Here is an 11,891-nt window from a genome sequence, read left to right on the forward strand (position 1 = left end):
ATGGCTAAGCATCACAAACGACTGCTCGGCGTTCTGGGCCTGGCGCTGACCTGCGTGATTCCGGCGCTGCATGCCGAGGACAAAACCCTGCGGCTGTACAACTGGGCCGATTACTTTGCCGAAGACACCCTGAGCCGCTTTACCGCGGAAACCGGGATCAAGGTGATCTACGACGTCATGGACGGCAGTGAAACCCTCGAAGCGAAGATGCTTTCAGGTGGCAGCGGCTATGACCTGATCTTCCCCGGCGACACCGTGGCCGAGCGCCTGATGCGCGCCGGCAGCCTGTTGCCGCTGGACCCATCGAAGCTGACGGCGCTGGCCGACATCGAACCCGGCTTGCAGAAATTGCGCAGCCATTACGAACACTCCAGCCAGGCCACCGTGCCTTACACCTGGGGCACCATCGGCCTGACCTACAACGCGGCGCAGATCAAGCAACGCATGGCCGACGCGCCGGTCAACAGCCTGGACATGCTGTTCAAGCCGGAGCTGGCGGCGAAGTTTGCCGATTGCGGTATTTCGCTGATCGACTCGCCGGACGAAGTGCTGGCAGTCGTGCTCAATTATCTGGGCCGCGATCCGCGCAGCGCGAAACCGGCGGATCTGGCGGCGGCCAGTGAGCTGCTGATGAAGCTGCGGCCTTATGTGCGCAAGTTCCAGTCGCAACCGGTGACCGATCTGGTCAACGGCAACCTGTGCCTGTCGCTGGGTTACAGCGGCGACATGACCCAGGCCCAGCGCACCTCGGACAGCGCTGGCAAGACCACGAAATTTGAGTACCGCATCCCCCGCGAAGGTACCACGGTGTGGATGGACACCATGGCGATTCCGGTCGATGCGAAACACCCGGAGTACGCCTACGCGTTCATCAATTTCGTGATGCGCCCGCAGAACATGGCGGCGATCAGTAACTTCACCGGTTACCCGACTTCCAACGCCAAGGCGCGGGACAGCGTCGACGCCGCGATGCGCAATAACCCGGACATCTACCTCGACGAGGCGACCTATGCTCGATTGATACCGGGCAAGGACATCCCCCAGGCCGACATGCGCGCACGGATGCGCACCTGGACCAAATTCAAAACCGCCACCCACCCATGATTCAACGGCCGGCGCCCGGTCGCCGGCCCTTTTCAGGAAAACCAGAGATGTCGACACGTCGTGAATTCATCAAACAGGTATCGGTCGCTACAGGTGTTAGCGCCGCAGTCATGGGTCTCGGGCTGGCGCCGAGCAGACTACTGGCGGCCAGTGCGGGGGATTGGTTCATGCCCGACGAGGGTGACAGGCACGAACGCGCCTTCATTGCTTTCGGCGCACAGGATGCGATCTGGGAAGATTTCACCGCGGATGTGCAGGCTGCGCTGGGCCGCATTGCCCGCACCATTGCCCGTTATGAACCACTCACGGTGTTCTGTCGCAGCGGCGAACGCAGTCTCGCCGAAGAGTATTGCGGCACCCGCAACGTCACCTACGTGACCGCCGCGCTCGACGACATCTGGATGCGTGACATCAGCGCCAATTTTGTCATCGGCGACAAGGGGGGCCTCGGCGCGGTGGACTTCAATTTCAACGGGTGGGGCGACAAACAGCGGCACAGCAAGGATGCGAAAATCGCCGCACGGGTGGCCGCCGATGCACAGGCGACCTACCTGCGCAGTGAACTGGTGGGCGAGGGCGGCGGCATTGAAGTCGACGGCCACGGCACCGGGATCATGACCGAGAGCAGCTGGATCAACAGCAACCGCAATCCCGGCTGGAGCAAGGCCGATGTCGAGGCTGAATTGAAGGAACGTCTGGGCCTGCGCAAAATCATCTGGCTGCCGGGGATCAAGGGCAAGGACATCACCGACGCCCACGTCGATTTCTATGCGCGGTTCGTCAGGCCCGGCGTGGTGATCGTCAACCTCGACACCGACCCGCAGTCCTACGATCACCAGGTCACGCTGGCGCACCTGGAAATTCTCAAGAAAGCCACCGACGCTGATGGTCGCCCGCTGCAGATCCACACGATTTCGCCGCCACTCAAGCCGCGCAAGAGCAAGTTCAACCAGAACAACCCGGACTTCGCTGCGGGTTACATCAACTACTTCGTGATCAACGGCGCGATCATCGCTCCGGAGTTCGGCGACAAGGAGGCGGATAAAAAGGCTTATGACCTGCTGTCGAAGCTGTACCCGGAGCGCAAAGTCGAGCTGCTGAACATCGATGCGATCGCTGCCGGCGGCGGCGGGATTCACTGCGTGACCAGTCATCAGCCGCAAGCGTGATTGACTCTTTGGCCCATCAAGCCAACTATCGGCGCATAACAACATGACCGATGGGCCAGACCTTGATCGAACGACGTCAATTCAGCGGAGGCATGAAGGGTAAAAACCTCCGCTATCTGAATGAGCAAGCCGCCGAGACCCGCATCACCCGCACCGGATTCCTGTTGCTGGAGCACTTTTCACTGCCGGCCTTCACTCAGGCGCTGGACACCATTATCACCGCCAACCTGTTGCGCGCCGGACTGTTCAGCTCGCGCACGTTCGGGCTGGGTGAGGGTGAGGTGATCAGCGATCTGGGGCTAGTGATTCGCCCGGATGCGCGGATTGACGCCGCCAGCCTTGCGGATCTGGACTTGCTGGTGGTGTGCGGCGGCTACCGCACTGAGCTGAAGGCCAGCGAGGAGTTGAACAGCCTGCTGCGCGCGGCGGCGGAGCGCGGGCTCAGCCTGGCCGGTTTGTGGAACGGTGCGTGGTTTCTCGGCCGCGCTGGGCTCCTTGATGGCTATCGTTGTGCGATCCACCCGGAACATCGTCCGGCGCTTACGGAGATTGCCAAAGCCACTCAGGTCAGCAGCGAGCCGTATGTGATTGATCGTGATCGACTCACCGCGTCGAGTCCGTCCGGGGCGTTCCATATGGCGCTGGACTGGATCAAGGGCCTGCACGGCAAGGCGCTGGTCGAAGGCATCGAGGACATTCTGGCGTTCGAGGAGTCGCGGTATCGGCGGATCAAACCGGATGAAAACCTCTGCGTCAGCGCACCGTTGCGCGAGGTGGTCAAACTGATGGATGCCAACCTCGAAGAGCCGCTGGAGCTGGAGCAACTGGCGGTGTACGCCGGGCGCTCGCGGCGACAACTGGAGCGCTTGTTCAAGGAGCAACTCGGTACCACGCCGCAGCGCTATTACCTGGAACTGCGCATCACCGAAGCCCGGCGCCTGTTGCAGCACACCGAGCTGTCGCAGATGGAAGTGCTGGTGGCCTGCGGTTTCGTTTCGCCGAGCCATTTCAGCAAGTGCTACAGCGCGTTTTTCGGTTATCGCCCGTCCAGGGAAAAACGCCTGGTCAAATAACCCGCGCTGTTTCTACTGCCAGCCACAGACCGACCCCTGTGGTTGGTGTCAGAACCACTGGCTTAGCACAGACTAATGTGGGAGCGGGCTTGCTCGCGAAGGCGGTGTGTCAGTCAGCATATGAATTGGCTGACACGGCCTCTTCGCGAGCAAGCCCGCTCCCACGGTTTTAATCGAGTGGTGTCAGGTCCACTGGTTTAGCGCAGGCCAATCAAGCTATAGGCCAGTGACGCTTCATCGGGCGCGCAGCAACTTGCGGTAATCCACCGGCGAAATCCCGCGGGCCTGACGGAAGGAATGGCTGAAAGAACTGGCCTGCGAGTAACCCAGCATCAGGGCGATGTTCATGATGCTGGTCTCGGTGCGGCGCAGGTAATGGTCGGCCAGTTCCATGCGCATGGTTTCCAGCACCTGATTGAAGTTTTCCCCTTCGGCGGCCAGTTTGCGCTGCAAGGTGCGCGGCGAAATCGCCAATTGTCGGGCCAGGCTTTTCAGGCTGAAATCACCGGTCGGCAATTGCTCGGTGAGCAGCGCGCGCAATCGATCTGTGACCGAAAACGCCGGATACGACAGGCACAACTGCCAGTCCGCCTCCAGCAGCATGCTGCGATGCATGCGCGGGTCGGCGCCCTGGATCCGCGTCGAGAGCGTCGACTCGGCAAACACCAGTGCATTGCAACCGGCCTCGAACTGCACCGGACAGCCAAAGAAGTGTTCATACAGCGCCGGTTCGCCCACCGCCGAATGCATCATCCGGACTTCCAGCATCGGCTGATGACTCGCGATCAACCAGCGGCCGAACGCTGCCCAGCCGACCATCAGCGCTTCCTGATGCAGGGCGCAATAGGGCTCCAGTTCACTGATACGTTGATCTTCGAGAGTCACGCGGCCGTCGCCGATGACGATTCGGGTCTGGCTGGACGGACTGTCGTAAACGATCTTGCCGAAACGCAGAATCATGTTCAGCGACTCGCCTAGTGTCGCGCTGGTCATCAGCACATAACCCAGCACGCCGTAGGTGCCCGGGCGTACGGCGGCGCCGACCAGCAGGCCGAAATGCGGCAGGTTGCTGCTGAGCGCCGCCAGTTCCAGCAAGGCACGCAGTTGGCGCATGGGAATGCGCACGATCGAGTCAGACAACTGCTCGCGTGAGAGTCCGGTCTGCTGCAAAAGCCAATCGCCATCGCAGCCGTATTGCTCGGCGACATCAAGGACGTGGTTAACGAAAGCAGCGCTGGAAGTGGCGGGTCGCATGGGGGGAGGGGAAGTCCGGTAATCCGGTGATCTTGCTTTTCCGAAAGGTGAAGAAAGCGACGTCGCCAAGGCGCGCGGCGTCAATAGACCCTACATGCGCCCGATCACCGGAATGCCGGTGCCGGTGACGGCCGACGCTTGTTCCGAGATCAGAAACAGAATGACCGCCGCCAGTTGCGCCGGTGTCACCCAGCGCTGATGTTCGGCGTCGGGCATGGCCTCACGATTTTGCGGGGTGTCGAGAATGCTCGGCAGCACGGCATTGACCGTGATGCTCATGTCCTTGAGCTCTTCGGCGAGGCTTTCGGTCAGGCGCAAAACGCTGGATTTCGACGCGGCGTAAGCGCCCATGCCCAGCCCGGCCTTCGCCGCCATGCTCGATCCGATATTGACGATGCGTCCCGCCGAGGATTGCAGCAGCAATGGCAGCAAGGCTTTGCTGGCGTTCAATGCGGTTCGAAGGTTCAGCGAGTAGAGCCGATCCCAGGCCTCTATCGCACTGCCCAGCAACGGCTCCCACGCATAGCCGCCGGCGCCGTTGACCAGGGCGTCGAGGCGTCCGAAATAGCGGTTGATCTGGTGGGCGACTGCCTGGCAATCGGCAAGGGAGGTCAGATCGATGCCGGACAGGACCAGTCGATTGTGGGAACTGGGCATCGCCATCGTCGCCTGATCGATCAGCACCAGATCCGCGCCCTGGGCTGCGGCCATGTCCGCCAGGGTCTCGCCGAGATTCCCCAGGGCGCCGGTAATCGCCACAACGCGCCGTGAGAGTGACTGAGTCATCAAGAGTCCTTTCCTTTTTAAGGGCGCATACTCTAATGATATCGGTGGCCCGTGGCATGCTTTTGGATGTCAACTTGTTGTGCAAAAGTGCCAAAATTTTATGCTTGGCAACACATCACGAAAGGGTCGTGAAACAGGCGTCAGAAAGTTGGCTTCAGGCGTGTGGCGCCAAGCGGATTCTGAAAGCCTGGCGATGGTTTGGTCTGGCATTCTTGTCGCTGTTTCGCCAAGCGCAAAGCCTGTGCTGAAGTCTTTAGCAGGCTTTTTCCGGACGACGCAGCGCAAATCGGAAGTATGTCTTTTTTGCGCGACATAATCTGTTGCTGCAGCAAGCCAGTGCTGCTTGTATCCTTGCGCGCGACAAGGACACGCGGCTGCAGTCATCGAGTCGGTCGACCCGCCGCAGGAACGGAAACCGGACTTTCCCAAAGGTAGTAATGTGAAGCGTGATACCCGCCTGGTTGTGCTTTTGTTGTTGGTGATCGGTTGTTCCCTCGGGTCACTGACGGTGTGGAAAGTATTGGCCTCTCGAGAGCGCGCACTGGAGGAAGTCAACGTTCATGGCTTGAACCTGACCCAGGCGCTGGCGACTTATTCCGAAGGGATCGTTCGCCAGAGTTCGTTGCTGTTGCTCGGGATCGTCGAACGTCTGGAAACCGAAGGCAGTGGCCCCGCGCAGATCCAGCGTCTGAGCGCACTGGTCAATCGTCAGGAACCGCTGATGCCGCAGCTCAGCGGCATCACCATCTACGACAACCAGGGCCGTTGGCTGATGTCGTCCAACCGACCGATCCCGGCCGGGGCCAACAGCAGTGATCGCGTCTACTTCACCCATCATCGTGACGACCCGAGCCGCGAGACCTTTATCGGTCCGCCGATCCAGAGTCGCTCCAATCAGGAGTGGGTGATCACTGTCAGTCGCCGTTTCAATGATGCGCACGGCGAGTTTGCCGGTGTGGTGGCGGTGACCCTGGGAATCGAAAACTTCCTGCGCCTGTTCGGCAAGATCGACGTCGGGCAGGAGGGGGCCATCGGCTTGTCCTACACCGACGGCACGTTGCTGGTGCGCTATCCCTTCCGTGAGCAGGACATGGGGCGCAACTTTTCCAAGTCGCCCATCTATGCGAAGTATCTGGTCGATCGATCCGTCGGTACCGCGTCGTTTACCTCCAGCCTCGATGGCGTCGAGCGGCTCTACGCTTTCCGCAAGAGTGACCGGCTGCCGCTGATCACCACCGTCGCCCTCGGCAAACGCGAAGCCCTTGCTGCGTGGCGCATGGAAGCCTGGCTGTCGGCAGTGGTGGTCACGGGGCTGCTGGGGCTTACCGGGCTCATCGGCTGGTTTCTGATTCTCGATATTCGCAGGCGTACCAGGGCAGAAGACCAATTGCGCGGGACGCAGCAGCAGTTGCTTTCCTCCAATCGTCAGCTTGAGTTACTGGCGATGAAGGACGCCCTGACCGGCCTGGCCAACCGGCGCTGCTTCGATGAGAGCCTCGCCATGGAAGCCCGGCGCGCACAACGTGACGGCACGACGCTGGCGTTGCTGATGATCGATATCGATTACTTCAAGCTGTTCAACGACTCGTTCGGGCATGTCGCCGGCGATGCCTGCCTGCAGAAGGTCGGCACAATCCTCGAAGGTTGTGTGCGGCGCCCGTCGGATCTGGTAGCGCGTTACGGCGGCGAGGAGCTGAGCGTGATCATGCCGGCCACCGACAGTGACGGTGCTGCAGTGGTCGCGCAGTTGATCCTCGAACGCTTGGAGCAAGCGAACATCGCACACCCGTCCAGCCCATTCGGCCGGCTGAGTGTGAGTATCGGCATCGCTACGGCCTCGGGGGCGCAACTGCAATCCTTGCAAGGGTTGATCGAGGTCGCCGATCAGGCGCTGTATAACGCCAAGACGCTGGGGCGTAACCGGTTTGTGAAGTGATCGGTGGGCGTTAATCCGATAGATCGCCGTCAGGCTGACTTTCATGCCGGGCGGGAACCCGCTGGGTGTCTTTTGATGGCAGACACCCAAACTGGCGACTGAATTGCGACGGGCTTTCGTAGCCCACTCGATGGCAGGCACTCGCCCCATCCAGCCCTTCGCCGAGCTCGCAGCCCGCGCGATCTCGGATGATTTGTGCCAGGAAACGGACAAGATCCGCGTCACGGTGGTGTGCCCGGGCGTCGTCGAGTCCGACTGGCCGCTTCATTTATCGAGGCCGCAACGAAAACCATCCGTCGCGCCATCAGTCGCCGCCGCTGAACACTCCAGAACCGCAGCCCTCTACCGACTTACAAGTCACCCGGGGTAATGACCATGAGCGACGATGGGAAAGAGCAGGCGTTGGCCGCCTGGCGAAAATTACTGGAAGAGCCAGCGATCCGTATGGACGCCGAGGATCAATACGACGAGTTGCTGAAAATGGCCGATAGCATGGAACAGCAAAGGCTGATTACAGCAACTGAATGGCGCCAGTTGGTGCGCAAGGCCGGGGCGAGGTTCGTCCAGGCCACCGAGGGGCTTTCGGGCGGAACATAAACATTCGCGGGGCAGGGTGCAGAGCGGCGGTGTCTCCCTTACCAGGGATAACGCCGTTAATGGGAATATGTATTAATTGCGAATAATTTTGTATAGCATGCGCGGGAGTTTTTTGGCGGATTCACCCCCTGCATTGGCCTATTCGTAAAGGTTTCCTTCTCCATGCGTCGAACCCTGCTTTCCATTTGTGTGCTGCAAGCATTGTCGCCTGCCTCATGGGCTGATCAAACGGGGGCATCACCCTCAACGCTGGAGCTGGACGCAACCGATGTCATCGGTACGGCGAATTACGAAAGGGCGGACGGCCCGGTGCAGGGTTATCGCGCGACGCGCTCGGCCAGCGCCACGCGCACCGACACCTCGATCCATGAAACTGCGCAATCGATCAGCGTGGTCTCGAAAGATGCGGTCGAAGATCTGGGCGCCACCCGTTTGCAGGATGCGCTGGACTACGCCGGCGGCGTGGGGCGGGCGAACAACTTTGGTGGTCAGGGCCTGACCACGTTTACCGTGCGTGGCTTCACCACCGGCGAGTTCTATCGCAACGGTTTCCCGATCAACCGCGGCTATCCGAACATGCCGGATGCCAACACAATCGAACGCCTCGAAGTGCTGCGCGGCCCGGCCACCATGCTCTACGGTCGGGGTGATCCTGGCGGCACCTTCAACGTGGTGTCCAAGCAGCCGTTGCCTGAAAGCAGCGTCACCCTGGGCAGCCAACTCAACGATCAGGGTATGAAACGCGGCACGCTGGACGCTTCCGGCCCGCTTGACGAAGAGGGGCGTCTGGCCTATCGCTTGAACGTTGTGGGCGAGGGCGGCGACACCTTCCGCAATCACGTCGAAACCGAGCGCTACGGCATCGCGCCGGTGCTCACCTGGCAGGCAACCGACACGACCAAGCTGATTTTCGAAGGCGATTTCATGCGCAACAATGCGCCGCTGGATCGCGGCCTTACCCGTTACGCAAAACAGACGGGAACCGCTTCGCGCGACAGTTTTTTCGGTGAAAAAGACGCTGGCAAACTGCATAACGACAACAACATGGCGCAAATGCGTTTCGAGCACATGCTCAATGACGACTGGACCCTCGGCGGCGGTTTCCAGTGGCTCGACGGTTCGCTCAAGGGCAACGCAATCGAGGCCAATGGCATTGCCGATGACGGCCGCACCCTCGGGCGCAATTTCAACTACCGCAAGCTGGAGTGGACCGACAAGGATACCCAGCTCAATCTGACCGGGCATTTCGCTACCGCGGGTTTGCAGCACACGTTGCTCACCGGCATCGAGTACGAGGATTACGACTACAAGTCGATCATCCAGCGCTCCAGCGGCGCTGTCGGTGCGTACCCGATCGACATCTTCGACCCGGTCTACGGCCAGCCGCGCCCGGCGCTCACCCGCACGCCGACGCACGACAAGGAAAACCTCAAGACGTATGCCGCGTTCGTGCAGGATCAGGTGGCGTTGACCGATAAACTCAAGGTGCTGGCCGGGGCGCGTTTCGAGCGCTTCGAACATGATTACGAAACTTACGTGCCCGGTGGCAAGAGCTGGCAGGCCAGTGACAACGCGGTGACTCCGCGCATCGGCGTGACCTACGACCTGACCGAGACATTGGCGGTCTATGCCGACACCGCTCGCTCCTTCAAGCCGAACACCGGCGCCAGTCGCCAGGGCGGAGGATTCGAGCCGGAGAAGGGCAAGTCCTATGAAATGGGGATCAAGTGGGAAGCGCTGGATCAGCAGTTGAGTGTCGACGCGGCGATCTACCAGATCGAAAAACGCAACGTGTTGACCACCGACCCGGTTGACTCGACCTTCAGCGTTGCGGCCGGCGAAGTGCGCAGTCGTGGATTCGACGTCAACGTGGCCGGCAACCTGACGCCCGAATGGCGGGTGATGGGTGGCTACGCCTATGTCGATGCCGAAGTGACCAAGGACAATGTGCTGCGCTCTGGCACGCGGCTGATGAACATCCCGAAGAACAGCTTCAGCCTGCTGAACATGTATGAGTTCCAGGACGGCACCTTCAAGGGACTGGGCCTGGGCACTGGCCTCAAGTACGTCGACGAGCGCGCTGGTCAAACTGCCAACACCGCGTTTTCGATGGGCAGCTATACCGTTGTCGACTTGCTCAGCTTCTACAAGATCAATGACAAGGTGCGGCTTAATCTCGACGTGAAAAACCTCTTTGACCGAGATTATGAAGAGGGCGCATTCGGCAACGTCTATGCCTACCCGGGGGCGCCGCGAACCGTGCAGGTCGGCGTTTCCTACACCTTGTAGCAGGGTGGAGCAAAATTCTCACAGGCCACAAATGAAACAGCCCTGAATATTCAGGGCTGTTTCTTGTTTATCCGATAACGCTTGAAACGTTCTTGCTGTAGCCGCTGCTGGCCTCCGTCAGATTCGCGTAAAAGATACAGCCGATCAGTCTCGCGAACAGGCCTAACGTGTCTGCCAGATCCGGGTCGTCGAAAATGACCGCCCTGGAGTCCAATGCACACAGCGCGCCCCAAAGTTGTCCGTCAGGAAGGAAAATGGGCGCGCCTGCGTAGCTTTCAATCAAATATTGCTTCACCACGGGACGCGTGGAAAACCTGCCGTCGCGACTTATCTGCGGCACGAAAAGCACCTGAGGGTCTCTGCGAAACTCACTGCACAGCGTGGTCTCCAGTTCCAGCGTGTCGCCGGAGTTGATCCCAAGCTCGATCGGATCGTAGGCGGAACAGACGATCCAGTCAGTCTCGGTGAATTTCGCGATCGCCGCGAACCGCGTCCCGGTCATGCGTGTAACAAGCTGCAGAATATTGGTTGTAGCTTCAATTTCAGCGATAGAGGAACGTTCCTCTGCGCTTAGCAACGCTCTGTCAATGGTGTCACTGAGGGGCATGCATTGTTCTCCGGTCATGATTTTTTAAGTTGGCGACTGCTAAACGCTTTTGAAACTGCCCGTTTTGATACTAAACAAAATGGATTCGTTCACATCAAAGGTTCCTGATGGCTGCAATAGCGAAGCGTCATTGGCGTGCGGCTTGAGGCGCCGTTATCGGCGGCGTAGCCTTGATCTCATAAATGTTGGATGTCGCATTGAATGAAAGGTGAGGAAAGTGGAAGGCGTAGTGTTGAGCGAAAAGATGCAACGTGAAGCTGATCGGCTCCTGGCGCAGATTGTCCGGGCAGACTCGATGATCATCGCCGTGAAGGCGGGGGCTCGTGCGGATGGATTCGTGCTTGGGCTGGAAACCAGCGAGGTTCTGCGTGCCGGCGATGCTGAAAAGCTGTACGTCATTTTTGAAGCGGCTTTGGTCGAGCGGCTGAAAACGCTTTCTCGCAGTTGAGCTGCAGAACATTTATCCGCTTGAACTAACGATTGACCGGTAAGTCAGGGTAGTTGTCTGCCACTCTGATTTTGAGGTTATCAATGCGCAACTACACCATCGAGTATCTGTTCAACGGCGAGTCCCGTACGCATCAACTCGCGTTGCAGCAGTCGAAGCTCTCCGTTCACGACGCTGCCATGCATCTGCTGGAACTGCATTTTGGGGATGCTGAGAACAGTCTGATCATGCCAACAGCTGACTCGACTGCTGAAGAGATACTGGAGCAGGCCAGTCTGGTGGGTATTACGCAAATCGACGTGAAGGATGCAGGCGCTGACTGATTTCTTCTTCGCTCGCCCCCGGCCCCTGCGCGATGCCCAACCCTGCATTGACGATACTCACGTATACACTCAGGCGAGTTGACACGCAGTCGTTCGGAAATCGGGACATCAGCATCCTTGAACCGCCAGTTGGTTCCAGTGGACAGGAGGGTATAACTGAGGCAGGCGGCGAAGGCGTCCCAGGCCATGGCCGCGCTGTTGAAGGAGATCGCTATTGGTTTGATTGCTACAAAAAAGCGAGTTTGCTTGTGAGTGGCGGCTAATGGCCGATCTGTGGCATTCGTGGAGGGCAGAAAACGGCCAAT

General features: G+C 59.6%; 11 protein-coding genes and 2 pseudogenes. 9 read left to right on the top strand and 4 right to left on the bottom strand.

Annotation, left to right across the window (positions count from 1 at the left end):
* From KCG87_RS26885 to KCG87_RS26895, 3 genes are read left to right on the top strand one after another with little or no spacing between them, the layout of a single operon-like run.
* Nucleotides 1-1,104 (top strand): extracellular solute-binding protein, encoded by a 1,104-nt coding sequence (locus KCG87_RS26885; protein WP_210559186.1) that lies wholly within the window; start codon nucleotides 1-3, stop codon nucleotides 1,102-1,104.
* A gap of 47 nt (nucleotides 1,105-1,151) precedes the next feature.
* A complete protein-coding gene (locus KCG87_RS26890) occupies nucleotides 1,152-2,273 on the top strand; it encodes an agmatine deiminase family protein (protein ID WP_210559187.1) in 1,122 nt (373 codons plus the stop codon).
* Between the two features lie 50 nt (nucleotides 2,274-2,323).
* Nucleotides 2,324-3,346, top strand: coding sequence for a GlxA family transcriptional regulator (locus KCG87_RS26895; protein WP_210559188.1), 1,023 nt, complete (start codon nucleotides 2,324-2,326; stop codon nucleotides 3,344-3,346).
* Between the two features lie 234 nt (nucleotides 3,347-3,580).
* Here the strand turns inward: KCG87_RS26895 and KCG87_RS26900 are convergent, their stop codons facing one another.
* Nucleotides 3,581-4,600: an AraC family transcriptional regulator gene (locus KCG87_RS26900; protein WP_134786192.1), complete on the bottom strand. Its 1,020-nt coding sequence runs from the start codon at nucleotides 4,598-4,600 to the stop codon at nucleotides 3,581-3,583.
* Between the two features lie 90 nt (nucleotides 4,601-4,690).
* Nucleotides 4,691-5,386 (bottom strand): SDR family NAD(P)-dependent oxidoreductase, encoded by a 696-nt coding sequence (locus tag KCG87_RS26905; RefSeq protein ID WP_115987536.1) that lies wholly within the window; start codon nucleotides 5,384-5,386, stop codon nucleotides 4,691-4,693.
* Between the two features lie 439 nt (nucleotides 5,387-5,825).
* On the opposite strand from KCG87_RS26905, the gene KCG87_RS26910 reads away from it, so the two are divergent.
* The 4 genes and pseudogenes from KCG87_RS26910 to KCG87_RS26920 all read left to right on the top strand — a co-directional run bounded on the left by KCG87_RS26910 (nucleotide 5,826) and on the right by KCG87_RS26920 (nucleotide 10,208).
* Complete coding sequence (locus tag KCG87_RS26910) at nucleotides 5,826-7,322, top strand: sensor domain-containing diguanylate cyclase (protein ID WP_098968397.1); 1,497 nt, start codon at nucleotides 5,826-5,828, stop codon at nucleotides 7,320-7,322.
* Nucleotides 7,323-7,485: 163 nt separating this feature from the next.
* Nucleotides 7,486-7,578, top strand: a pseudogene (locus KCG87_RS27645) (oxidoreductase); the annotation flags it as partial.
* A 119-nt stretch (nucleotides 7,579-7,697) separates the two neighbouring features.
* Nucleotides 7,698-7,919: a hypothetical protein gene (locus KCG87_RS26915; RefSeq protein ID WP_098968507.1), complete on the top strand. Its 222-nt coding sequence runs from the start codon at nucleotides 7,698-7,700 to the stop codon at nucleotides 7,917-7,919.
* 162 nt (nucleotides 7,920-8,081) lie between these two features.
* On the top strand, nucleotides 8,082-10,208 hold the full coding sequence (locus tag KCG87_RS26920; protein WP_210559189.1) for a TonB-dependent siderophore receptor: 2,127 nt from the start codon (nucleotides 8,082-8,084) through the stop codon (nucleotides 10,206-10,208).
* A gap of 67 nt (nucleotides 10,209-10,275) precedes the next feature.
* On the opposite strand, the gene KCG87_RS26925 is transcribed toward KCG87_RS26920, so the two are convergent.
* Complete coding sequence (locus KCG87_RS26925; protein ID WP_210559190.1) at nucleotides 10,276-10,815, bottom strand: GAF domain-containing protein; 540 nt, start codon at nucleotides 10,813-10,815, stop codon at nucleotides 10,276-10,278.
* A gap of 217 nt (nucleotides 10,816-11,032) precedes the next feature.
* On the opposite strand from KCG87_RS26925, the gene KCG87_RS26930 reads away from it, so the two are divergent.
* Both KCG87_RS26930 and KCG87_RS26935 read left to right on the top strand, forming a co-directional pair.
* The gene (locus KCG87_RS26930) at nucleotides 11,033-11,263 is read left to right on the top strand and encodes a hypothetical protein (protein WP_027613841.1); all 231 of its coding nucleotides are present in this window, start codon (nucleotides 11,033-11,035) and stop codon (nucleotides 11,261-11,263) included.
* 83 nt (nucleotides 11,264-11,346) lie between these two features.
* Complete coding sequence (locus KCG87_RS26935; protein WP_098963785.1) at nucleotides 11,347-11,586, top strand: hypothetical protein; 240 nt, start codon at nucleotides 11,347-11,349, stop codon at nucleotides 11,584-11,586.
* 19 nt (nucleotides 11,587-11,605) lie between these two features.
* On the opposite strand, the pseudogene KCG87_RS27650 reads toward KCG87_RS26935, so the two are convergent.
* Nucleotides 11,606-11,750: pseudogene (locus KCG87_RS27650) on the bottom strand (LysR family transcriptional regulator); the annotation flags it as partial.
* Nucleotides 11,751-11,891 lie beyond the last annotated feature (141 nt).

The organism is Pseudomonas sp. MWU347, assembly GCF_017947305.1.
Taxonomy (GTDB): domain Bacteria; phylum Pseudomonadota; class Gammaproteobacteria; order Pseudomonadales; family Pseudomonadaceae; genus Aquipseudomonas; species Aquipseudomonas putida_A.